The organism is Solemya pervernicosa gill symbiont (assembly GCF_002020875.1).
Taxonomy (GTDB): Bacteria; Pseudomonadota; Gammaproteobacteria.
On the sequence record NZ_MPRL01000012.1, the window covers coordinates 26,516 to 47,912 of the forward strand.

Here is a 21,397-nt window from a genome sequence, read left to right on the forward strand (position 1 = left end):
TTGCGTTGCGTTAGGTCAATGGTTGACGCTGCCGGTTCGGCATAAAACGTCAAGGCTATGGGAGGGAGATTAGTGCAGATACCCGGTAGGGTTGTCAAATACGAGGTCTTCCATCCATGCGTAGGCCTCCTCCTCGCCGGGGCGGGTGAAGAGCACCATCAGCACAACCCACTTGAGCTGTTCGAGGTCGATCTCATCGGTATTGAGTGCCATAAAACGCTCGATCACCAGCTCGCGACTGAGTGGGGTGAGGATGCCAGATTGCTCAAGAAAGATGAGAAATCCGCGACACTCTTTGTTGAGGCGAGCGGCCTCCTGGTCGGTATAGATGCGGAATGAGCGGTTGGCTGGAACGATAGTGTCGATAAGGTGCTGATTGTCGGCAAGCTCCTCAAGCCAGTGAATCGCCTTGTCGATTTCGCCCTCAAGAAAACCAGCCTCGTTGAGCCGATCTTTGATCGAATCGTGGTCGGGGGTGAGGTTGCTGTCGTCGTCCAGATAGTACTGTTCGAACAGGTACATCAGGGCGTCAAGGACGTTCTCTTTCATCGTGGCTCTCGTGGCTTGTCCGGGTGTAGCTGCCGCCGGGCAGTGCGGTAATGATACCGCGCATCTCTAATATAAGCAGCATGGATGAAACAACATCGGCCGTCAATCCGCTGCGCTCGATGAGGGTGTCGACCGAGGCGGGGTCGTGTCCGATCGCCTCTATCAGGCGTTGATAGTCTGGATCGAGGTTGGATTCCAACGCGTTATCGGTCGTCGCATCTTGAGTGGCATGAGCCTGTGCCGTCGCCAGTGAGCCAAGTTCTTCGAGCACATCGTTGGCCGTTTCCACCAGCTTGGCGCCGTCGCGAATCAGGCGGTGGCAGCCGCGGGCAAGTGGGTTGTGGATTGAGCCGGGAATGGCAAAGACCTCGCGTCCCTGTTCCATGGCGAGCCGCGCGGTAATCAGCGATCCGCTTCGTTGTGCCGCCTCAATAACCAGAGTGCCGAGGCTGAGACCACTGATGATTCGATTGCGGCGTGGAAAGTGACCGGGTTGGGGGCCGGTGCCGGGTGGGAACTCGGAGACCAGTGCGCCGTGTGCGGCAATGCGGTGGGCGAGGTCACGGTGTCGGGCGGGGTAGACGCGGTCGAGTCCGGTACCGGCTACGGCAATGGTGGGGCCACCACCCTGCAGTGCGCCCTCGTGGCTGGCGGCATCGATGCCGAGCGCCAGACCGCTGGTGATAGTAAATGATGCGCCGGCCAGGTGGCGGGCAAAGTCACGCGCCGTCTCGCTGCCGCCGGTTGTCGGGTTACGACTGCCTACTATCGCAATCTGTAGTGATGAGAGGAAGTCTGGGTCGCCGTGGACAAAAAGAAGCGGTGGCGGGTCGGCGATCTCACGCAACAGCACGGGGTAGCGGGTGTCGTTGAGCGTGATGATTGTGTTCGCGCTGCCCTCAAGCCACTCAAGATCGGCGCAAATAAGATCTTCATTGTTCTGCTGCAGGTGCCGGATGCTCTGCTCGCGAAGCCCCAGTTCTTTCAGAATGGATGTGGATGCATTGATTGCAGCCACTGGTGAATCAAAGTGATTGAGTAGCTTGGCGTAGGTGCGAGGCCCGATGCCGGGCGTGTGGAGTAGCTGAAGCCACGGCTTCACTGCTTCAATGGGATATTCGCTGTTTGACACTTAACAGGGGCCATCCTTTGCCCCGGAGAATCTGGTTATGGAGTTCTTACGCTATCAAGAATATGGATAGCACGACTCGACTCTAGAATCAGTGCATAGCTGACCTTCTCAAAGGTGCGGAAGACCATCAGTAGTCCAGACTGCTCGTCAGGAAGCTGTACCGTGCCGCCCTTGACGGAGTCAACGATTTCATCGCCTGCACGATCGATGGCAAGTACATGGCCGATTTCCATACCATCTCGTTCACCCAGATTGATGGTGATCACCTGGTCGCGCCCCGCCTGGAAGACGGCATCGAAGATCGAAATGATGCGGCCCTTAATCTGAGTCTTGGGGGCGTGGGGCAGATAGTTGTGTAGTACGGGGGTTTCCAGTATCGGGAGTAGATGGTCGCCGGTCTGGACTTCACGATTGGTGCCAGAGAGTTTGAACGTGGCTGGATCACCGCTGCGGAGCATCTTTGCGTTACCGACGTGAACTGCTTCGTAACCCAGTAGTTCTTTACTGTCAGGGTCGGTGTAGGCGTCGCCGAGGCGCAGAATTGAGTAATTCTGATCGGCACTAGTGATACCACGAGCATAGATTTTGTCACCGCTGGCAGTAGCGAGTCGCAGTTCATCGTGGGCCACCACATAGGGCGCGTTGTCGAACTCATTTTTACCGACAACACGGTTCTCGTTAAGGAACTGGCGAATAGTGTCGATGGGTATCAGCGGGATCGGCTGCTCGATACGCTGTGCGCGAATCTGCGGTGAGAGTTTGACGGTTGGAATCTTGCGTTCGATCACCAGCTTCGGTTTTCCCTGAACATAGATCAGGGTGATGACATCGCCGGGGTAGATCAAATGGGGGTTTTCGATCTGGGGATTGGCCTGCCATACCTCGGGCCAGAGCCATGGGCTCATCAGAAAGCGTTCGGAGATGTCCCAGAGAGTGTCGCCTTTAACGACCACGTAGCGGTCGGGGTGGTCGGCTCTTAGCTTAACTTCATCAGCGGCGTTAACAGCACCTACCAGTAAAAACAGCAGAGTAAACAGCTTGATGATTCGCATAGTTATCCCTATCAATCCTAGATACGTTATTGTGGCGATTCGGCGATTCTAGCCGATATCCACCACTTCTTATAGTAGGTTTGATATGGCCATTTCCGGTATGATCGTAGCATAGCAGTTGTATATCAGAAATTTCGGTAAATACAGATGGCAAAACTAGAGATCCTTCGCTTTCCAGACCCCAGACTTCGCAACAAGGCCAAGCCGTTGACAGAGGTTGATGATGGTGTGCGCCAGATTGTTGCCGACATGTTTGAGACGATGTATGAGGCGCCGGGCATCGGTCTGGCGGCGACTCAGGTCAACATCGACAAGCGTATCGTGGTGATCGATGTCTCCGAGGATAAGGACAATCCACTGGTATTGATCAACCCCGAAATACTCGAACTCGAGGGTGTTGAAGAGATGGAGGAGGGGTGTCTCTCTGTGCCGGGTACCTATGAGCTGGTGCAGCGTGCCGAACGGGTCAAGATGCGAGCCCTTGATCGTGAAGGTGAGTCCTATGAATTGTCGGCTGAAGGATTGCTGGCGGTCTGTATCCAGCACGAGATCGACCATCTCGATGGCAAGCTGTTTGTCGACTACCTCTCGCAGATGAAGCGTCAGCGTATCCGTAAAAGACTCGAGAAGGAGCGCAAGCAGGCGGGAAGTTCAGCGCAGAGCCCTGCTGATGGCGAGAAGGCGATTTAACAACGCCGCTGGCGTTCACCGAGAAGATGATGAGTAACTCCCCCCTCAAGATTATCTATGCGGGTACGCCCGATTTTGCCGTTCCGCCCCTGCAGGCACTGCTTGACTCCGAACACACCGTCTGCGCCGTCTATACCCAGCCCGACCGCCCGGCCGGTCGGGGACGTAAGCTACGCGCCAGTCCGGTTAAGACGGTGGCGCTTGAACACAATATTCCCGTCTTCCAGCCACTCTCGCTCAAGGATGAGGCAGAGCAGGCCGCGATTGCAGCACTGGATGCCGACCTGATGGTGGTGGTTGCCTACGGCCTGCTACTGCCGAAGGCGGTGCTCGATGCACCGCGCCTTGGCTGTATCAATATCCACGCCTCACTGCTGCCGCGCTGGCGTGGTGCGGCGCCGATTCAGCGCGCCATCCACAGCGGTGACAGCGAGACGGGTGTGGCAATCATGCAGATGGATGTGGGGCTCGATACCGGTGACGTGCTGAGTCTCGCCACTCTGCCGATTCTCCCCGAGGAGACCTCAGCGACTCTGCACGACAAACTCTCACAGCTCGGTGCTGCCACACTGGTCGATACCGTGGCGCGTATGAGTGACGGTGATATCTCGCCACAACCGCAGGATGAAGCGGGTGTGACCTATGCCGCCAAGCTGAGTAAAGCGGAGGCGCAGATCGACTGGTCCAATCCTGCTCGGGAGATCGCACAGGCGGTACAGGCCTTTAATCCCTGGCCGGTGGCTCAGACGGCGTTGGCAGAACAGACACTGCGCATCTGGCAGGCGCGAACTGTAGAGGGTGTTACGACAGATGCCACCCCCGGTGCCGTGGTGCATACGAGTGCCGATGGTATTGATGTCGCCTGTGGCGAAGGGGTGTTGCGCCTGCTGGAGGTCCAGCTCCCTGGCGGCAAGGCCCTACCGGTGGCTGATTTCATCAATTCACGTGATCTGAGCGGTGTCGTACTAGGCGGTCAAGCGTGAACTCACGGGCCGCTGCCGCCCGTGTTCTGGCGCAGGTGTTGGGCGAGGGGCGTTCGCTCTCCTCGGCCCTGCCGTCTGTGCTTAACAAGGTTGTCGCCAAGGATCGCGGTTTTGTGCAGAACCTCTGCTACAGCGTATTACGTGATCTACCCCGCCTCCGTGCGCTGATCAAACCCCTGCTTAAACAGCCACTGAAAAAACGTGATTCCGATATCGAGGCGCTGTTGCTCAGTGGTGCTTACCAGCTCTTTGATGCCAAGGTGCCAGCCCATGCGGCGCTGAATGAGTGCGTGGCCGCCACACGTCAGCTGAAGAAGGGTTGGGCTAGCGGCATGGTCAACGGTGTGCTGCGTAATCTGCAGCGGCAGGGCGAGGCGCTACCAGCCACTGCTGCGGACAAACTGGATGTGCAGTATGCCCATCCGCAGTGGTTGATCGAGCGTCTGCGCAAAGCGTGGCCAGATCAGTGGCAGGCAATTCTGCAGGGCAATAATGAACGGGCGCCGATGGTATTACGCGTTAACTGCTCGGTTACCACGCGTGAGGAGTATCTGCTGCAGCTAGAGAGTGCCGAGATAGCGGCGCAACCGCATCCTGTGGTCGACTCTGCACTGATCCTGGCAGAGCCTGTCGATGTGATGCGCCTGCCCGGTTTTGAAGAGGGCCTGGTGTCGGTGCAGGATGCTGCGGCACAGCTGGCCGCACCTCTGCTCGATCTGCAGCCGGGGCAGCGTGTGCTCGATGCCTGTGCAGCGCCGGGTGGTAAGACCGGTCATATTCTCGAGTCTGAAGCTGCGCTGGCAGAGGTGGTGGCGATCGACTCGGAGGGTGAACGGCTGATTCGGGTCGCCGATAATCTTGCGCGCATCGGTCTTTCAGCTGAGCTGATCGAGGCGGATGCAGCTGAAACGGCCTGGTGGGATGGCAAGCCTTTTGATCGAATTCTGCTCGATGCGCCCTGCTCGGCGACGGGTGTTATCCGACGTCATCCCGATATCAAATGGTTGCGTCGACCGAGTGATATAGCATCGCTGGTCGAAGAGCAGCAGCGATTACTGGAGGCGTTGTGGCCCTTGCTCGCCCCTGGCGGTATGCTGGTCTACGCTACCTGTTCAGTGCTACCGGTGGAGAATAGCGAGCAGATCGAGACGTTTCTAAAACAACACGACGATGCCGAGGAGCAGCCAATCGCGTCGCAGTGGGGGTTGGTACAGCCGTATGGGCGTCAAATCCTACCGGGTAGTGATGGGATGGATGGTTTCTATTACGCTTCTCTGATGAAGCGATAGTTATAAATAAACTGATTATAAAAAGGGTGTGCGGCGCATTGCGTCGATTGTGACGACTGAATGTTCGGACCAACACAACATCGAACCTGGAGCGTGCTATTTGCACTGTTCGGCTGGTTGACGGCGCTTATTGCGGTGCCGGCAGCTGCGGCCGATCCCGGCTTTGAGGTCAGAAGTGTTGAGGTTGAGCTGATCGATGAGGTCTATCAGCTCGATGCGGCGATCGAATATCGCCTCAGCAACTCGGCACTTGATGCGCTGCAGAGCGGAGTGCCACTGGTCTTTGAGTTGCAGATTGAACTGCTGCACAAACGCCAGTTCCTCTGGACTGAGACGGTCGCCTCGCTGCTGCAGCGCTACGAGCTGCGTTACCACGCCTTTACCGAGCGTTACATCCTGATCAATCTCAACAGCGGTGTGCAGGAGAGTGTTTCCGGCCTGGAGACGGCGCTCTATCGACTCGGTATTGTCGAGGGGGTGCCGGTAATCGACAGCAACCTGCTCGATAGCAATGACAAATATACGGTGCGTCTGCGTGCCAGCCTCGATCTCAATGCGCTGCCGATTCCTCTGCGTACTCTCGCCTTCGTCAAACCCTCCTGGTATCTCGGTGGTGATTGGCATGAAGTGCGTGTTAAGTAGCGGGTGATCGGACGATGAGGTTTGTGCGTTACCTGTTCAGCGGTACGCTTCCCGCGCTGCTGCTCTTTGCCATGCTGCTCACCTCGCTCTATCTGTTGAGTGAGTCGACCCAGAACAGCGAACAGTTCTCCCAGCTCTACATCGCCATGTTGGCGCTCAATGCGCTGATTCTGGTGATTCTGCTCGGTCTGATCATCTACAGTGTGATTAAGCTGATTCGTGGCTATCGCAACCGAGCCCCCGGCGCACGTCTGACCATGCGCATGGTGGTGATGTTTGTCATTCTCGCCGTTACCCCGGTGACCATCGTCTACCTCTTCTCAGTGCAGTTTCTGATGCGTGGTATCGATAGCTGGTTCAATGTGCAGGTGGAGAGTGCACTGGAGGATGCGATAGAGCTGAGCCGTAGTTCGCTCGATGCACGCATGAAGGAGCTGCTGCACGACAGTGAGGTGATGGGAGGCAAGCTGGAGAACGTCAGTGATACCTTTATGGCGGTAGAGGTTGATGATTTGCGCGTTGAGAGTGGCGCCGATGAGCTGACCCTGCTGGCGCAGAACGGCCACATCGTCGCCTCCAGTAGTAGTGACCCGACCCGCATCGTTCCCTATCAACCCGACGATGTGATCCTCTCTTACGTGCGTAACACGGGACCCTATGTCGGACTCGATGCGATTAACGATCTACTCTACATTCGAGTGGTCGTGCCGGTGACGGGCGTAGTTGATGGGGGTATGGGTGGTTTCATTATGCAGGTGCTCTATCCGGTCGCAGAACGGCTCGATCGGCTCGCGAGAAACGTTCAGGACGCCTATGGGCGCTACAAAGCGCTCGCCTATTTGCGTGAACCACTCAAGTTCAGCTTTATCGTTACCCTCTCTCTTGTACTGCTACTGAGTATCCTCTCCGCGGTACTCGCTGCCTTCTCCTCGGCGCGTCGGCTGGTGGCACCGATTGGTGATCTGGCTGAGGGTACCCGTGCGGTTGCAGCGGGCGACTACAACAAACGCATTCCAGAGATTGGCGGCGATGAGCTCGGAATTCTGGTGCGCTCATTCAACGTCATGACCAAACGCATCGCACACGCCAGTGATGAGGCACGACGCAGCCAACAGGAGGCGCAGAGCCAGCACGCCTATCTTGAGGCGGTGTTATCGCGCCTCACATCCGGTGTGGTGGTGCTCGATAGTGAGCTCTATGTGCGGACCATCAACGAGATGGCCGTGCAGTTCCTCAAGGTTGACCGAAGTGCGCTCCTCGATCAGCCCTTCACTCAATTGGCGGAACTGCATCCGGGACTAGAGGATTTTGTGGCTGCGCTAACGCCTCACTTCGATCAGGGCGGTAGCGAGTGGCGTGAAGAGGTGACGTTATTTAGTGGCGGTGGCCGCCAAGTGTTGATGTGTCGCGGCACCACCCTGCCTGATGAGGATGGGGGGGCGGTTGGTCACGTTATCGTCTTTGATGACATTACCAACCTGGTGCAGGCACAGCGCGATGCTGCCTGGGGTGAGGTAGCTCGTCGTCTCGCCCATGAGATCAAAAATCCGCTCACACCGATTCAGCTTTCGGCAGAGAGGCTGCGTCACAAATTCCTCAATAAGATGGAGGAGAAGGATGCGGCGGTGCTCGATCGTTCTACCCATACTATCGTCCAGCAGGTGGATGCGATGAAGGCGATGGTTAACGCCTTCTCCGACTATGCGCGTGCGCCGAAGATCGAGTTGCAGCGACTCGATCTCAATACCCTGGTCTACGATGTGCTCGAGCTCTATCGCGGTCCGGGTAGTGGTGTCGCGATCGAAAAGTCGTTGGCCGATGCGCTGCCAGAGATTGAGGCCGATGCGGGCAGGCTACGGCAGTTGGTGCATAATCTGCTCAAGAATGCGATTGAGGCGCTGGAGGATGTAGATACGCCAGTGGTAACGGTACGAACGGCCTGTATGCAGAAAGAAGATTGTCGCTACATTGAGCTTCGTTTTGAGGATAATGGTCTCGGTTTCCCCGAGGAGCTGCTGGGGCAGTTGTTTGAACCCTATGTAACGACCAAGACGAAGGGAACAGGACTGGGTCTGGCGATAGTGAAGAAGATTGTTGAGGAGCATGGTGGTGTGATTCGCGGTGAGAATCTCGAACCAAACGGCGCAGCGATCGTGATTCAGTTGCCGGTTATGGATGGAAAGAGTGACCGCGAGGAGCAAGCCTGATCGTAAGTCAGGCGAGAGATGAAGTGGAGATAACAAGATGAGTGCACCTCACATATTAATCGTCGATGACGAACCCGATATTCGTAACCTGCTCAAGGAGATCCTTGAGGATGAGAACTACGATGTCGCTACCGCTGAAAATGGTGAGGCGGCGCGACAGGCACTACGCGGTCGACGCCCCGATCTGATCATGCTCGATATCTGGATGCCCGATATTGACGGCATCACTCTGCTCAAGGAGTGGAATGAAGCTGGCGGCCTACCCTCGCCAGTCATCGTGATGTCGGGCCACGGCACGGTAGAGACGGCGGTTGAGGCAACTCGTCTTGGCGCCTACGACTTTGTCGAGAAACCGATCTCACTTGCCAAGCTGCTGGTGATGGTGCAGCGCGCTCTTGAGAGTGGCCGTCTGCAGCGTGAGAACGTCGGTCTGAAAAAACAGGCACCCGCCGATGAACCCTCTGGTAAGAGTGAGCGCATGCAGCAGCTACGCGATCAGGTGGTGCGTATCGCTCAGCACGATACCCGTGTGCTGATCCTTGGTGAGCCGGGTACCGGTAAAGAGGTCTTTGCACGTTATCTGCACGCCTCCAGCGCCCGTGCCGATGCACCCTTTGTCGAGGTCGGCGTGGGTGCAATCGCTGGCGAGAACTCAGCGGTTGAACTGTTTGGTAGTGAAGAGGGTGACCGGGTCCACTACGGTCTCTTCGAGCAGGCCAACGGCGGTACCCTGTTCCTAAATGAGATCGCCGATATGGACCAGCAGACCCAGGCGCGTCTGCAGAGTGTGCTCGAGAGCAAAAACTTCATGCGGGTCGGTGGTAGTGAGTCGGTTGAGGTCGATGTGCGGGTGGTCGCAGCGACACATCGTGACCTCGAACAACTGGTCCGTGAAGGGGCTTTTCGTGAGGATCTCTACTACAACCTCAACGTGATGCCGTTACAGATCCCGGAGCTGCACGAGCATGCCGAGGATGTCTCCGATCTGCTGCAATATTACGTCGACTACTGCGTACGTAACGACAACCTCCCCTATCGCCATTTCGGCATGGCGGCACAGAATCGACTACGTAACTACGGCTGGCCCGGCAATATCCGTGAGCTAAAGAACCTGGTGCAGCGTCTATTGATCCTCGGTGGTGATGAGGAGATCGGCCTCGAAGAGGTGGAGACGATGCTTGGTAGCAAGGCGGTACCGGTGGCGATCAATGGCCTCTCACCGACCGTCTTCGATCTGCCGCTACGTGAGGCGCGTGATCAGTTTGAGCGTGTCTATCTTGAGCATCAGCTCGAGGTGAGTGGTGGCAGTGTTGGTAAACTGGCGAAGCTGGCCGGCATGGAGCGCACTAATCTCTATCGTAAGTTGAAGGCGCTGGGTATCGATCCGAAGAGTGTCGGTCGATAGCATGCCCCTGAATAGGTAGAGATGCTCACGTGGCAGGCGTATTATCGCGCACCATATTTAAGGCATTGGTTGGCTTGAGCAGACTATGAAAATCATCATCCTCGGCGCGGGACAGGTCGGTGCATCGGTGGCGCATAACCTCGCCAGCGAGGCCAATGACATTACCGTGGTCGATCAGCGTAGCGAGATTCTGCGTGATCTGCAGGATCGTCTCGATCTGCGTACCGTGGCCGGTTACGCCGCGCACCCCGATGTGCTGATTCGTGCCGGTGCCGAGGATGCCGACATGATCCTTGCCGTGACCAACAGTGATGAGACCAACATGGTCGCCTGTCAGGTTGCCTATACCCTGTTCCGTACCCCGACCAAGATCGCGCGTGTGCGCAGTGTTGAGTTCCTCGCCCACCCTCGCCTCTTCTCGCAGGAGTCGCTGCCGATCGATGTGTTAATCAGCCCCGAACAGCTGGTCACCGACGATATTCTGCGCCTGGTCAGACACCCCGGTGCCTTGCAGGTGCTCGATTTTGCCGCTGGCCGGGTACAGTTGGTGGCGGTGCGTGCCTACTACGGTGGACCTCTGGTGGGCCATGAGCTGCATAACCTGCGTGATCACATGCCGGGTATCGATACCCGCGTTGCGGCGATTTTCCGCCGTGGCAAACCGATCATTCCCGAAGGCGATACCGTAATCGAAGCCGATGATGAGGTCTTCTTTGTTGCCGCGCGCAAAAATATCCGTGCCGTGATGAGTGAGCTGCGTCGGCTCGATAAGCCGGTGAAGCGGATCATGATTGCTGGTGGTGGCAACATCGGCACCCGTCTCGCCAAGGCGCTGGAGAGCAACTACTACGTGAAGATAGTCGAGCACAATCGGGTTCGTGCTCGCCAGCTCTCAGAGCAGCTCAACAGTGCCATCGTGCTGCAGGGCGATGTCGCCGACGAGGAGTTGCTGCTGGAGGAGAATATCGAGGATACCGATATCTTCTGCGCACTGACCAACGATGATGAGGCGAATATCCTCTCGGCGATGCTCGCCAAACGGCTCGGTGCGCGTAAGGTGATGTCGCTGATTAACCGCGCCTCCTACGTCGATCTGGTTGAGAGTAGCAGTATCGATATCGCCATCTCGCCGCAGCAAGCGACCATCGGTAGTCTGCTCGCCCATGTACGCCGAGGTGATGTGGCAATGGTCCACTCGTTGCGTCGTGGTGCGGCCGAGGCGATCGAGGCGGTGGCTCATGGCGATAGCAAAAACTCTAAGGTTGTAGGGCGACAGATCGATGAGATCACCCTGCCACCAGGCACCACCATCGGTGCGATCGTGCGTGGCAGTGAGGTGCTGATGGCGCATCACGACACCATCATTGAGGCAGAGGATCACGTCATCATGTTCTTGGTCGACAAGCAGCGTATTGCTGAGGTCGAGACACTGTTCCAGGTCGATGTGACCTTCTTCTAGGGCCCCGGTTAGCAGATGCAACTTCTGGTCGTACAACGCATTCTTGGTCTGCTGCTGATGATCTTCAGCTTCTCCATGGCGCCGCCGATTCTGGTCGGTTGGCTCTATGGCGATGGTGCCATCTCACCCTTCATGCAGGGCTTTCTGCTGATCTTTGTTGCCGGTCTGCTCTTCTGGTTGCCGGTACGCCATATCGACGAGGATATGCGCCTTCGCGACGGGTTTGTGGTGGTGGTCCTGTTCTGGACCGTGCTGGGCCTCTCGGGTGCGGTGCCACTGGCACTGGCAGAAGAGCTCAATCTCAACTTTGCCGGGGCGGTATTCGAGTCGCTCTCGGGGCTCACCACCACCGGTGCTACGGTGCTGGTGGGTATTGATGATCTTCCCCACTCGCTGCTCTTCTATCGCCAGCAGCTACAGTGGCTCGGTGGCATGGGCATCATCGTATTGGCGGTTGCGGTACTACCGATGCTCGGTGTCGGTGGTATGCAGCTCTATCGTGCCGAGACGCCAGGGCCGATGAAGGATAACAAGCTCACACCACGGATTACCGAGACGGCCAAGGCGCTCTGGTATATCTATCTGGGTCTGACCATCGCCTGTGCAGTGGCCTACTTTGCCGCTGGCATGGACCCCTTCGATGCGATTGCACACAGCTTCTCGACGGTCGCGATCGGTGGCTTCTCGACTCACGACATGAGTATGGGTTTCTTTAACAGTGCACTGATTGAGTCGGTTGCGGTGGTCTTCATGCTGCTCTCCGGTATCAACTTCGCGCTGCACTATCTGGCGTGGCGGCGCTTGAGCGCGGCACCTTATAGTGAAGATCCTGAGTCACGCACCTACTTTGTGGTGCTGCTGGTCACCGCTGCGATTACCACTATCTACCTGGTGCTGACGCAGACCTTCGGCGACTTCGGCAGTGCCTTGCACCACGGTATCTTCCAGGCGGTTTCAATCGGTACCACCACGGGTTTCACCACCGCAGACTACGCCTCCTGGCCCGGCTTTCTGCCGGTGATGCTGCTCTTTGTCAGCTTTATCGGCGGCTGTGCTGGCTCGACCGGTGGCGGCATGAAGGTGATGCGTTTTCTGCTGCTGTTCAAGCAGGGCGTACGTGAGATCAAGCGACTGGTTCACCCTAATGCGGTACTGCTGATCAAGGTTGGCAACACACCGATGCCGGAGAAGGTGGTCGATGCCGTATGGGGTTTCTTCGCCATCTACGTGGCGAGTTTTACCGTAATGATGCTGACACTGATGGCGACCGGGCTCGATCAGGTGACCGCCTTCTCGGCGGTGGCTGCCTGCATGAACAACCTCGGTCCGGGGCTGGGTGATGTCGGTTCCAACTACGCTGACATCAGTGATCTGGCCAAGTGGGTACTCTCTTTTGCGATGCTGCTCGGGCGTCTTGAGATCTTCACCCTGCTGGTGCTGCTTACCCCTACGTTCTGGCGTAAATAGTCGGCCATGAGTCTTGAAGATCAAGCGCGCTGGGATGCGCGCTACCGTAAGTTGGCCGATAACTCGATCCTGGAGCCTATCGCGCTGCTCAGAGAAAATCTGCACCTGTTGCCCCGCGAGGGGCGTGTGGTAGAGCTCGCCTGTGGCATGGGTGCCAACATTATGTTGTTGGCTGAACAGGGTTTGGAGTGTGAGGGGTGGGATATATCCCCTGTTGCCATCGATCTACTTGCGGCAGCAGCACGTGAGCGTGGCCTGTCGCTGCAGGGTGTGGTGAGAGATCTGGTAGCCGAACCACCGCAAGCCGAGCAGTTCGATGTGATGATCATCAGTCGTTATCTCGAGCGCTCGCTGTTTGCAGCGATTGCAGCAGCGCTCAAGCCCGGCGGGCTGCTCTTCTATCAAACCTATACACAACAGCACGTGACTGGCAGTGGCCCCTTCAATTCTGAATTCCGTCTCGCGCCCAATGAACTGCTACGAGCCTTCCCTGCATTGGAGCTGATCTACTATCGTGAAGAGGGACGTGTGGGTGATCTGGATCACGGTTTTAGAGACGAAGCAGAGCTGATCGCTCGTAAGCCTCTCGTCAATGAACACACTGCGCTATAAGAGTGTGGTGATTCATAAATGGGAGACTGAGATGAAGATGTTTCACTGCTTGTTGTGCGGCATGGCCCTGGTGTCCATCGTCGGTTGCTCAACAGAGGTCGAAGAGGGTGAGCATGTCTGGAAGGATCAGACACGTACCATTGAAGAGGCGAAACAGCTTGAGGATGCGATGCAGCAGAATCTCAAGCAACGTATGGAGCAGGTGGGTCAATAGAATACAAAATGAGTAAGTGTAAAGAGATCGCTGAGAAGTTCTGCAACGGCACCTCCTGTTCGCAGGCGATCCTCTCCAGTTATGCCGAGCAGTACGGTCTCGCCCCCGAACTTGCCTTCAAGATTGCCGCTGGGTTTAGTGGCGGCATGGGTAGAACCGGTAACACCTGTGGGGCACTGACCGGTGCGATCATGGTGGCCGGTCTGGAGAAGGGGGCGACGCACAAGGAGGATCAGTCCGCGAAGCAGAATACCTATGACACGGTGGGTGAGTTGATCGCGGCGTTTGAGCAGCGTTGGGGCACCACCGAGTGTCGCGAGCTGCTCGGTTGTAACATCGGTACCGCCGAGGGGTATGAAGCAGCGCGTGATCAGGCGCTATTTATAGTGCGCTGTCCCGAGATCGTTGAGAGTGCCGTAGAGATTCTCGAGCGGGTAATCGACCAGGCAGAGGAAGAATAACCCTACAAGATTTTCGTTGTTTTCATCCACATGGCTGACTAAGTTCAGCTTATGGATATAGAAGCACTCGAAAAGATGGTGGCAGCCGGACAGGAGAGCGCAATGCTCTGCTTTACCCTCGGCGGTGCCTATCTCAAGGCGGGAGATGGCAACCGTGCAATTGCCTCTTTGGCTCGTGCTGTCGAGCTCGATCCCGACTATTCAGCGGCATGGAAGCTCTATGGTAAGGCGTTAGTTGAGGTCGGGCGAAATGATGCGGCAGCGGTGGTCTACCAGCGCGGTATCGATATTGCCAACCAACGCGGCGATATTCAGGCAGCCAAGGAGATGCAAGTTTTTCTCCGGCGTCTGCAGAAACAGAAGGCTCAATAGGGAGGTTTGTACGCTACTCAAAGTAGTGTTCCAGACGGTGCCCCTTAAAGTGTGCCTTTAGTTCATCGAAATTCTCCACCAGCTCGCTCATCGGCTCTGGGTTCTGTTTTTTCAGGGTGAGTCTTGGTTTGGCGTAGGGTAGGCCGAGAAAAGATGTGATCTCTCTGAAGATGGCCTCGTGATCGGCGACCAGATCCTCGTAGTAGACCGTCAGCATTGGCTTGTCGCCAAAGCGTGTGTCTCCCTGCCCGATCTCCTGAAGTGTGTTATCGATCTCAGACTCAATCTCTTCTGGAGTGAAGCTCACTCGCTTCGCTTTGGCAGGTAGTACGTCACGCGTTTTTCTTGTGACCCATATCTGGTTATTGGTGGCGATTTTACGGGAGATTGCTGAGCGCAATATGTTGCGGCGCTTCAGATGGATGACGTGTAATCGACTCTTCTCGATCAGTGTTTGTTGAATGCCTGGGTCCTCCACGTCGTGTGGATGGTAGTAGAAGAGCTTGAAGCCGACCGCACGTATAAACCTGGGGTGTCTGGAGAAGATTCGATTAAGCACGGTACGGTAGTCTCTCCCGTTAAGGTGCATAAAGATTTCGCCAGCGGAGTAGATGTTGGGATGTGACTGGAGTGCATAGCGGAGCAGATTGGAGCCGGTACGAGAACGGGAGAGAATGATAAAGGGTGTGTAATCGGTGTGGCCGACCAGGCTCAATGCGATATAACCGAGTTTGATGACGGCTCGGTGCGGTGTGAATATCAGTTTTTTAAGTATTTTCATTATCTTGGGTTGGGCAGCAGTGAGGCATCCGATAGGCGCAGTACCGCATCTTCCCAGAATGATGTAAGAGCGACAACTTAGCTGCAGGCTCGGGCAATGGCGTCGATATGACGATGATCGGTGCCACAGCATCCACCCACCACGTTGAGATTCGGTAGCTTGTGGCTAAGCGCTCCATACTGATGGGCCAGTTCATCTGGGTTGCCGTCATCGAGCTCCTCCGCCTCATCAAGCTCGGCGTGGCTCATTACCGAGGCGTTGGCACGTATGACGACAATGCGCTGTAACCAGGGTGCATCGTCGAGCACGCTATCGAAGTGGCTCGGGTGGGCGCAGTTGATCATGAAGTAGACGGGACCGTTGTCGGTCTCACTATCAACCCGTTCGATCGCACCCTGCAGGCTCTCGCCGCTTGGTAGACGAGCATCGGTTTCAACGGTGAAGGAGATCGCGGCGGGGATGCCAGCAGCGCGTGCCGCGCGGGTAATGCCAATCGCCTCCTCGCTGTTGGTCATGGTGAAGGCGGAGATCATATCGGCATCGCTACGACTCAGTGTCTCGATCTGTAAGCGGTGGTAGGCCTCAGCCTCAGCGACGCTCATCGCCTCACCGACCACGTAACCGTCGCCACGCGGGCCGATGCAGCCGCTGATGACCATTGTAGATCCGTGTCCATCATACTGATCGCGGATATCACTCAGCATCTAAATCGCCTGCGTATTGAGCGTATCAAGTGCCGCAGCATCGTAGCCGAGCTGCTGGCCCCAGTCGCGACTGGCACGCCAGGTAAAGCCTACCCCCTGAGCAATCGCAATCTTGCAGTAGCGGTCATAGTAGCGATAGAGCTTGTCGACGCCCGCCGCAGTGGTGAGCAGATCGAAGGCGGCAAAACAGAGGAGTTCCTCGTCATCGTGAAAGATGAGCGTCGTCTCAAGGCCGCCATCAGTGAGGAAGGTGTTGCCGTCAAGCTGGGGGAGATGATCTCTATATTTAGCCATAGTGTTACTCCTGTAAGGGTTCTGTTATCTCTGTCACCCCTGGGTGACCTGGGTTGAAAATGGCTGGCTGGTCAGTGGTAATAAATTTAGTTTTTACCCCGTTTCAAAACTAGTGAACTGATGGTGCTTTTATCGATTCGTCTGATATTCTCTTGATCTATCAGCAAGATAGGATTGTATGTGTGGCGGTCATGAGGTGTGTGTGATGGCGTGTGACCACGCAAACTGTACCGTCGGTACAGTCAACACGAGGCTAAGGAGCAGGTGATGGCGGCAAGAGGTGAGGATCGGCGCGAAAAAATTCTCGAGGTAGCGCAATGTATCGTGCTGCAAAAGGGGTTCTCAACCACCTCGATTGACGAGATTATCGACGGAGCGCACATCACCAAGGGTGGTTTCTTCTACCACTTCAAGGGCAAGGGAGACCTGGCGCGACACCTGCTGGAGCGTTATCTGCAGCAGGATGAGCAGTTCTTCAATAACCTCTTCGAGAAGGCAGATGCACTGAGTGAGGATCCACTGCAGCAGATGCTGCTGTTCCTCAAGCTCTATGCCCAGGCGATGGAGGATCTGCCGGGTGCCCACCCCGGCTGTCTGGTCGCCGCCTACACCTACGAGAGCCAGCAATTTGACGATGAGATCAAGCGTCTTACCGCTGAAGGAATGCTGAGTTGGCGGGAGCTGTTCGAGGAGCGCCTGGCACGCATCGCAGCACGCTATCCGATGCGTATCGAGGTCTCACTGACCGAACTGGCCGATATGCTCACCAGCGTGATCGAGGGGAGTATCGTCGTTTCACGTGTCTTCTCCACCCAGGCGGTGCTGGCCGAACAGCTGTTGCAGTACCGCACCTATCTGAGACTGCTCTTTAACGATGCCTCACTGCTCTCATGAGCTGATCAGTTAACCGGACGGGTCAGCAGTACGATGTTACCGGTATAGGGGTGGCAGGGGTGGGGAATAACCGGACGTGTCTCGATGACATCGAAGCCGAGCCGTTGATAGAGGCGTAACGCCCCCTCGTTCTGGTCAAATACCTCGATACTGACGGTGTCGCAACCTGCGTCGACGGCGAGCTGATCGACTACACCCATCAGCGCTGTGCCGACACCCTGACTTCGAAACTCGGGATAGCTGGCGACCATGTTGATGTAGAAGCTATCCGGTACACACTGTTCGAGCTCAACCAGCGGGCGAATAAACTCGGGTAGCTCGTTGAGATCGTCACTCTCTTCGCTGGCTGGCAACCGATAGGCGAGCAGCATACCGGCAATCTTGCCATCGATGAGGGCGAGGTGGGCGTTACGATAGGAGAAGTTCTCATCTTCGCTGGCTGCATTTCGTGCGCCGACCGCCTCGATCGGTTCATCGCCGGTGCGGCCGCTCTCCCAGAAGTGGGCAGGAATGCCCTCGCCGGCCATCAATGCCAGTTCGGCAATAGCAAAGCAGTCGTACTGCTGTGCAGTACGTATCTCAAGTTCCATCGGTAATCGTCTCCCTATTTTTAATTTTTTTTATAGAGTTTTGGTTCGCCCTTGGGTCGACTGCGGAATCGTTTATAGGCCCATTGGTACTGGGTGGGCGCTCGCGCGATACACGTTTCAACACCCTGGTTGATTGCCGTTGCAGCGAGGCGTTGATCTCGCTCTGCAATCCCTCTGGGAGCATCTAGAAAGTGTAGCCGATAACCACCACCTTTCGGTAAACGTTCAGCGAAGCTGAATAGAACCGTGGCTTCTGATTTGGCAGCCAGTCGCGAGAGCAGGGTGGTGGTGTTGGTTTCAATATCGAAGAAGGGGGCGAAGGTGCCGCTACCGCCATCGGCGGGCTCCTGATCGGGCAGGATGGCGATCAGCTCACCGCGTTTGAGCGCCTGGTAGAGCGAACGGATACCGCTGGCATCGGTGGGTACCAGGGTGGCGCCGTTGCGTTCACGTCCGCTACGAACCAATTGGTCGAGACCGTCGAGACGCAGTGGACGGTAGAGGGAGGTCATCGGCATACGATCGGCGCCGTAGAGCCCGACCATCTCCCAGCAGCCGAGGTGCGGCAGGGCGAGGATAATGCCCTTGCCACGTTCGACGGCGGCGTTGAGTATCGATTCGCCCTCTACCTCGACCAGTGTCTTTAGTGCCCGCTCACTCGACCAGAGCCACATCGGTCCTGCCTCGATGGCGGTTCGTGCCGTCGATTTAAGACTGGCTCGAACCAGTGCAGCCTGTTCGCTGGATGGCATGTCGGGATAGCAGAGTGCGATGTTGATGCGGGTGATGTGGCGCAGATTGTTGGGGATGACCGCCATCCACCAGCCGATGAAGCCGCCGAGCGCATAGTTGAGGCGTAGCGGCAGCAGGCTGATCAGACGGAAAAAGAGAGTGGCGAGTAGGGAACGCATGGCTGATTACTCGGGCATGTTCTCATCCATCAGCGGACGCATCGCTGCCAGCATGGTCTTGAACAGCTGTTTGTTGTGCTGCTCCTCACCGGCCAGTAACTTCTTCATATGGTAACGCTCGGTCGGCTTCTCAAAGCAGGCGGGACAGTTCTCGAAGATCACCGGCAGCTCAGCCTCACGCGCAAATTCGGCGGTCTGACGCTCACGGGCGTAGACCAGCGGGCGGATAATACGCACATCACCCGCATCGTTGAGGTAGTGGGCCTTCATGGTGCGCAGCTGGCCGCGATAGAAGGCGGACATCAGGAAGCTCTCGGCCAGATCGTCAAGGTGCTGTGCCAGCGCCAGCACGTTGTAACCCTCGTTACGCAGCGTGGTGTAGAGAATGCCGCGTTTCATGCGTGAGCAGTAGGCGCAGTAAGAGAACTTTGGTTCATCCTGATGGGTCATCGCCTCCTCGGCGATTGGCTGTGAGATATAGAAGTAGGGGATGCCCAGTTCGGCCAGGTATGCCTTTAGCGGTGAGGGGTCGAAGCTCTCGTGCTGGGGGTCTACAGTTACCGCAGCGAGATCGAAGTGGATCGGAGCGTGACGCTGCAGATGGATCAGGATATGCAGTAGCGAGAGTGAATCCTTGCCACCAGAGAGGCCGAGCATTACCCGGTCGCCCTCACGAATCATGGTGTAGTCGCCGATAGCGCGACCGACGGGACGTAGCAGTCCCTTGGGTGGTTTGATCTTAATAGTCATGTTGCGATTCTATCGTGATTCACAGCGGAGCGGTGCAGGTGTTACGCTCTTATTCAAGAATAATCAGAGTCGATAACTAGGAGAGTGTGATGGAAGGATTTGCCTCGTTTGTGTTGTTCCTGCTTGTAATGGGTGTAGTGCTGATATTCATGGGCGTCAAAACGGTGCCGCAGGGGATGCAGTACACCGTGGAGCGTTTTGGTCGTTATACCGGCACGCTGTACCCGGGCCTTAAGTTCATTGTGCCGGTGATCGACAAGATCGGCTCGAAGATGAATGTGATGGAGCGGGTGATGGATGTGCCCTCGCAGGAGGTCATCACCAGGGATAACGCCATGGTCACTGTTGATGGCGTGGTCTTCTTCCAGGTGGTCGATGCGGCCAAGGCCGCCTACGAGGTCAATCAGCTGGAGCTGGCGATCCTCAATCTCACCATGACCAATATCCGTACCGTGATGGGGTCAATGGATCTCGATGAGCTGCTCTCCAAGCGAGATGAGATCAACGCACAGCTGCTCAATGTGGTCGATGATGCCACCACCCCCTGGGGTGTGAAGGTGACCCGTATTGAGATCAAGGATATTTCGCCGCCACGCGACCTGGTCGATGCGATGGCCCGCCAGATGAAGGCGGAGCGCGAGAAGCGCGCCAATATCCTTGAGGCTGAGGGTTTCCGTCAGGCGGCCATTCTCAAGGCTGAAGGTGAGAAACAGAGTGCGATCCTTGAGGCGGAGGGTGAAAAAGAGGCCGCCTTCCGTGAGGCGGAGGCACGCGAGCGTCTGGCCGAGGCCGAGGCGAAGGCGACCGATATGGTCTCCCAGGCGATTGCCAAGGGTGACATCAACGCCATCAACTATTTTGTTGCTACCAAGTATGTGGAGGCGTTGCAGAATATCGCCTCGGCACCGAATGAGAAGCTGGTATTGATGCCGCTTGAGGCCTCCGGTGTGATCGGTGCCATCGGTGGTATCGGTGAGCTGGCCAAACAGGCCTTCAACAAGACGGGAGTTTAACTAATGGGCGAGCTACTGCAGGGCCTCGACCACTGGCATTGGTGGATTCTGGCCGTGGTGCTGGTGATTCTCGAGATATTTGCACCCGGTACCTTCTTCATGTGGATGGGTATTTCGGCCGCTGTGGTGGGTCTGCTGGTACTGGTTGCCCCCTCGACCGGCTGGGAGTATCAGGTACTGATCTTTGCCATTCTCTCGGTTAGTAGCGTGCTGGTGTGGCGTGCCTGGTTCAAACAGAGCCCAGAGCAGACCGATCAGCCCAACCTCAACCGCCGTGGACACCAGTACGTCGGCCGCATCTTTACCCTGGAGGAGCCGATTCTGAATGGCACAGGAAAGGTCAAGGTCGATGACACCATCTGGAAGATCGAGGGTACCGATTGTGAGGCGGGCAGCAAGGTAGAGGTGGTTGGTGTCGACAATGTCGTGCTCAAGGTTGAACTACGCTAAATCTATGGCGATCCGAAGTGTAGTGGAGATTCACCATGGCTGATTATGAGCTACAACACCTGACCCCCAAGGCGGCGTTCGAGCTGATTGAGCAGGAACCGCGCGCGATTCTGGTCGATGTGCGCTCCAACATGGAGTTTCTCTTTGTCGGCCACCCCAAGGGGGCGGTGCATATCCCGTGGATCGATGAACCCGACTGGGTGGTTAATCCTAACTTTGTGCGCCTGGTGCGTGAGTTGATGCTGGGAGGCATCATCTGTGACGGTGACGCAGGCTGCGCACCGGTGATCCTCATCTGTCGCAGTGGCAAGCGCTCTGTGGATGCGGGTAATGCCCTGATTGAGGCGGGTTTCAACGAAGTCTATAACGTACTTGATGGTTTTGAGGGAGAACGAGACGAGAACCATCGGCGCAGCACCCTGGGGGGGTGGCGCTTTGATGGGCTGCCCTGGGAGCAGTGTTAGTTAGTGTTAGTT

Annotated in this window: 23 protein-coding genes and 1 pseudogene; 16 read left to right on the forward strand and 8 right to left on the reverse strand. The window is 56.6% G+C overall.

The window, feature by feature from the left end; genetic code table 11:
- Nucleotides 1-69: 69 nt before the first annotated feature.
- Genes BOW52_RS04505 through BOW52_RS04515 form a run of 3 tightly spaced genes read right to left on the reverse strand, consistent with a single transcriptional unit; the run spans nucleotide 70 to nucleotide 2,733 of the window.
- Nucleotides 70-549 (reverse strand): DUF494 family protein, encoded by a 480-nt coding sequence (locus BOW52_RS04505; RefSeq protein WP_078482900.1) that lies wholly within the window; start codon nucleotides 547-549, stop codon nucleotides 70-72.
- Nucleotides 530-1,681, reverse strand: coding sequence for a DNA-processing protein DprA (dprA, locus tag BOW52_RS04510; protein ID WP_236725640.1), 1,152 nt, complete (start codon nucleotides 1,679-1,681; stop codon nucleotides 530-532). The genes BOW52_RS04505 and dprA overlap by 20 nt, the downstream gene beginning before the upstream one ends.
- Before the next feature lie 35 nt (nucleotides 1,682-1,716).
- Nucleotides 1,717-2,733 (reverse strand): LysM peptidoglycan-binding domain-containing protein, encoded by a 1,017-nt coding sequence (locus tag BOW52_RS04515; protein ID WP_078482901.1) that lies wholly within the window; start codon nucleotides 2,731-2,733, stop codon nucleotides 1,717-1,719.
- A gap of 147 nt (nucleotides 2,734-2,880) precedes the next feature.
- Here BOW52_RS04515 and def point away from each other — a divergent pair, with 147 nt between their 5' ends.
- From def to BOW52_RS04575, 12 genes are all read left to right on the forward strand, one after another.
- On the forward strand, nucleotides 2,881-3,423 hold the full coding sequence (gene def, locus BOW52_RS04520) for a peptide deformylase (RefSeq protein WP_078482902.1): 543 nt from the start codon (nucleotides 2,881-2,883) through the stop codon (nucleotides 3,421-3,423).
- Between the two features lie 29 nt (nucleotides 3,424-3,452).
- Nucleotides 3,453-4,406: a methionyl-tRNA formyltransferase gene (fmt, locus tag BOW52_RS04525; RefSeq protein ID WP_078482927.1), complete on the forward strand. Its 954-nt coding sequence runs from the start codon at nucleotides 3,453-3,455 to the stop codon at nucleotides 4,404-4,406.
- Nucleotides 4,403-5,695, forward strand: coding sequence for a 16S rRNA (cytosine(967)-C(5))-methyltransferase RsmB (gene rsmB, locus BOW52_RS04530; RefSeq protein WP_078482903.1), 1,293 nt, complete (start codon nucleotides 4,403-4,405; stop codon nucleotides 5,693-5,695). Before fmt ends, rsmB begins: the two co-directional genes overlap by 4 nt.
- A gap of 93 nt (nucleotides 5,696-5,788) precedes the next feature.
- A complete protein-coding gene (locus BOW52_RS04535) occupies nucleotides 5,789-6,337 on the forward strand; it encodes a DUF4390 domain-containing protein (RefSeq protein ID WP_172840155.1) in 549 nt (182 codons plus the stop codon).
- Between the two features lie 14 nt (nucleotides 6,338-6,351).
- Nucleotides 6,352-8,544, forward strand: a complete 2,193-nt coding sequence (locus tag BOW52_RS04540; RefSeq protein WP_078482905.1) for a sensor histidine kinase — start codon at nucleotides 6,352-6,354, stop codon at nucleotides 8,542-8,544.
- Nucleotides 8,545-8,581: 37 nt separating this feature from the next.
- Nucleotides 8,582-9,949, forward strand: a complete 1,368-nt coding sequence (locus BOW52_RS04545) for a sigma-54-dependent transcriptional regulator (RefSeq protein ID WP_078482906.1) — start codon at nucleotides 8,582-8,584, stop codon at nucleotides 9,947-9,949.
- Between the two features lie 85 nt (nucleotides 9,950-10,034).
- Nucleotides 10,035-11,408 (forward strand): Trk system potassium transporter TrkA, encoded by a 1,374-nt coding sequence (gene trkA, locus BOW52_RS04550; RefSeq protein WP_078482907.1) that lies wholly within the window; start codon nucleotides 10,035-10,037, stop codon nucleotides 11,406-11,408.
- A gap of 15 nt (nucleotides 11,409-11,423) precedes the next feature.
- A complete protein-coding gene (locus tag BOW52_RS04555) occupies nucleotides 11,424-12,875 on the forward strand; it encodes a TrkH family potassium uptake protein (protein WP_078482908.1) in 1,452 nt (483 codons plus the stop codon).
- Between the two features lie 6 nt (nucleotides 12,876-12,881).
- Nucleotides 12,882-13,487 (forward strand): class I SAM-dependent methyltransferase, encoded by a 606-nt coding sequence (locus BOW52_RS04560; RefSeq protein WP_078482909.1) that lies wholly within the window; start codon nucleotides 12,882-12,884, stop codon nucleotides 13,485-13,487.
- On the forward strand, nucleotides 13,468-13,701 hold the full coding sequence (locus BOW52_RS04565) for a hypothetical protein (RefSeq protein WP_078482910.1): 234 nt from the start codon (nucleotides 13,468-13,470) through the stop codon (nucleotides 13,699-13,701). Before BOW52_RS04560 ends, BOW52_RS04565 begins: the two co-directional genes overlap by 20 nt.
- Before the next feature lie 8 nt (nucleotides 13,702-13,709).
- On the forward strand, nucleotides 13,710-14,162 hold the full coding sequence (locus BOW52_RS04570) for a C-GCAxxG-C-C family protein (RefSeq protein ID WP_078482911.1): 453 nt from the start codon (nucleotides 13,710-13,712) through the stop codon (nucleotides 14,160-14,162).
- Nucleotides 14,163-14,213: 51 nt separating this feature from the next.
- A complete protein-coding gene (locus BOW52_RS04575) occupies nucleotides 14,214-14,534 on the forward strand; it encodes a tetratricopeptide repeat protein (RefSeq protein WP_078482912.1) in 321 nt (106 codons plus the stop codon).
- Nucleotides 14,535-14,547: 13 nt separating this feature from the next.
- On the opposite strand, the gene BOW52_RS04580 is transcribed toward BOW52_RS04575, so the two are convergent.
- Nucleotides 14,548-15,315 (reverse strand): sulfotransferase, encoded by a 768-nt coding sequence (locus tag BOW52_RS04580; RefSeq protein WP_172840157.1) that lies wholly within the window; start codon nucleotides 15,313-15,315, stop codon nucleotides 14,548-14,550.
- 77 nt (nucleotides 15,316-15,392) lie between these two features.
- Nucleotides 15,393-16,313, reverse strand: a pseudogene (locus tag BOW52_RS04585) (homocysteine S-methyltransferase family protein).
- Nucleotides 16,314-16,580: 267 nt separating this feature from the next.
- Between BOW52_RS04585 and BOW52_RS04590 the strand changes: the two are divergent.
- A complete protein-coding gene (locus tag BOW52_RS04590) occupies nucleotides 16,581-17,207 on the forward strand; it encodes a TetR/AcrR family transcriptional regulator (protein WP_078482914.1) in 627 nt (208 codons plus the stop codon).
- A gap of 5 nt (nucleotides 17,208-17,212) precedes the next feature.
- On the opposite strand, the gene BOW52_RS04595 is transcribed toward BOW52_RS04590, so the two are convergent.
- The 3 genes from BOW52_RS04595 to BOW52_RS04605 are packed head-to-tail and all read right to left on the reverse strand — an operon-like array spanning nucleotide 17,213 to nucleotide 19,458.
- Nucleotides 17,213-17,797, reverse strand: a complete 585-nt coding sequence (locus tag BOW52_RS04595; protein WP_078482915.1) for a GNAT family N-acetyltransferase — start codon at nucleotides 17,795-17,797, stop codon at nucleotides 17,213-17,215.
- Nucleotides 17,798-17,817: 20 nt separating this feature from the next.
- On the reverse strand, nucleotides 17,818-18,708 hold the full coding sequence (locus BOW52_RS04600) for a lysophospholipid acyltransferase family protein (protein ID WP_078482916.1): 891 nt from the start codon (nucleotides 18,706-18,708) through the stop codon (nucleotides 17,818-17,820).
- 6 nt (nucleotides 18,709-18,714) lie between these two features.
- On the reverse strand, nucleotides 18,715-19,458 hold the full coding sequence (locus tag BOW52_RS04605; protein ID WP_078482917.1) for an ATP-binding protein: 744 nt from the start codon (nucleotides 19,456-19,458) through the stop codon (nucleotides 18,715-18,717).
- Nucleotides 19,459-19,547: 89 nt separating this feature from the next.
- On the opposite strand from BOW52_RS04605, the gene BOW52_RS04610 reads away from it, so the two are divergent.
- Genes BOW52_RS04610 through BOW52_RS04620 form a run of 3 tightly spaced genes read left to right on the forward strand, consistent with a single transcriptional unit; the run spans nucleotide 19,548 to nucleotide 21,385 of the window.
- Nucleotides 19,548-20,471 (forward strand): SPFH domain-containing protein, encoded by a 924-nt coding sequence (locus tag BOW52_RS04610; protein ID WP_078482918.1) that lies wholly within the window; start codon nucleotides 19,548-19,550, stop codon nucleotides 20,469-20,471.
- 3 nt (nucleotides 20,472-20,474) lie between these two features.
- Complete coding sequence (locus BOW52_RS04615; protein ID WP_078482919.1) at nucleotides 20,475-20,921, forward strand: NfeD family protein; 447 nt, start codon at nucleotides 20,475-20,477, stop codon at nucleotides 20,919-20,921.
- Between the two features lie 35 nt (nucleotides 20,922-20,956).
- A complete protein-coding gene (locus BOW52_RS04620; protein ID WP_078482920.1) occupies nucleotides 20,957-21,385 on the forward strand; it encodes a rhodanese-like domain-containing protein in 429 nt (142 codons plus the stop codon).
- Nucleotides 21,386-21,397: the final 12 nt, after the last annotated feature.

What these genes read in the sequence shown, in the direction of transcription:
- BOW52_RS04505 (WP_078482900.1), bottom strand. Translation starts at nt 549, where the DNA reads ATGAAAGAGAACGTCCTTGACGCCCTGATGTACCTGTTCGAACAGTAC.
- BOW52_RS04515 (WP_078482901.1), bottom strand. Translation starts at nt 2,733, where the DNA reads ATGCGAATCATCAAGCTGTTTACTCTGCTGTTTTTACTGGTAGGTGCT.
- def (WP_078482902.1), top strand. Translation starts at nt 2,881, where the DNA reads ATGGCAAAACTAGAGATCCTTCGCTTTCCAGACCCCAGACTTCGCAAC.
- fmt (WP_078482927.1), top strand. Translation starts at nt 3,453, where the DNA reads ATGAGTAACTCCCCCCTCAAGATTATCTATGCGGGTACGCCCGATTTT.
- BOW52_RS04540 (WP_078482905.1), top strand. Translation starts at nt 6,352, where the DNA reads ATGAGGTTTGTGCGTTACCTGTTCAGCGGTACGCTTCCCGCGCTGCTG.
- BOW52_RS04545 (WP_078482906.1), top strand. Translation starts at nt 8,582, where the DNA reads ATGAGTGCACCTCACATATTAATCGTCGATGACGAACCCGATATTCGT.
- trkA (WP_078482907.1), top strand. Translation starts at nt 10,035, where the DNA reads ATGAAAATCATCATCCTCGGCGCGGGACAGGTCGGTGCATCGGTGGCG.
- BOW52_RS04555 (WP_078482908.1), top strand. Translation starts at nt 11,424, where the DNA reads ATGCAACTTCTGGTCGTACAACGCATTCTTGGTCTGCTGCTGATGATC.
- BOW52_RS04560 (WP_078482909.1), top strand. Translation starts at nt 12,882, where the DNA reads ATGAGTCTTGAAGATCAAGCGCGCTGGGATGCGCGCTACCGTAAGTTG.
- BOW52_RS04565 (WP_078482910.1), top strand. Translation starts at nt 13,468, where the DNA reads ATGAACACACTGCGCTATAAGAGTGTGGTGATTCATAAATGGGAGACT.
- BOW52_RS04570 (WP_078482911.1), top strand. Translation starts at nt 13,710, where the DNA reads ATGAGTAAGTGTAAAGAGATCGCTGAGAAGTTCTGCAACGGCACCTCC.
- BOW52_RS04575 (WP_078482912.1), top strand. Translation starts at nt 14,214, where the DNA reads ATGGATATAGAAGCACTCGAAAAGATGGTGGCAGCCGGACAGGAGAGC.
- BOW52_RS04580 (WP_172840157.1), bottom strand. Translation starts at nt 15,315, where the DNA reads ATGAAAATACTTAAAAAACTGATATTCACACCGCACCGAGCCGTCATC.
- BOW52_RS04590 (WP_078482914.1), top strand. Translation starts at nt 16,581, where the DNA reads ATGGCGGCAAGAGGTGAGGATCGGCGCGAAAAAATTCTCGAGGTAGCG.
- BOW52_RS04595 (WP_078482915.1), bottom strand. Translation starts at nt 17,797, where the DNA reads ATGGAACTTGAGATACGTACTGCACAGCAGTACGACTGCTTTGCTATT.
- BOW52_RS04600 (WP_078482916.1), bottom strand. Translation starts at nt 18,708, where the DNA reads ATGCGTTCCCTACTCGCCACTCTCTTTTTCCGTCTGATCAGCCTGCTG.
- BOW52_RS04605 (WP_078482917.1), bottom strand. Translation starts at nt 19,458, where the DNA reads ATGACTATTAAGATCAAACCACCCAAGGGACTGCTACGTCCCGTCGGT.
- BOW52_RS04610 (WP_078482918.1), top strand. Translation starts at nt 19,548, where the DNA reads ATGGAAGGATTTGCCTCGTTTGTGTTGTTCCTGCTTGTAATGGGTGTA.
- BOW52_RS04615 (WP_078482919.1), top strand. Translation starts at nt 20,475, where the DNA reads ATGGGCGAGCTACTGCAGGGCCTCGACCACTGGCATTGGTGGATTCTG.
- BOW52_RS04620 (WP_078482920.1), top strand. Translation starts at nt 20,957, where the DNA reads ATGGCTGATTATGAGCTACAACACCTGACCCCCAAGGCGGCGTTCGAG.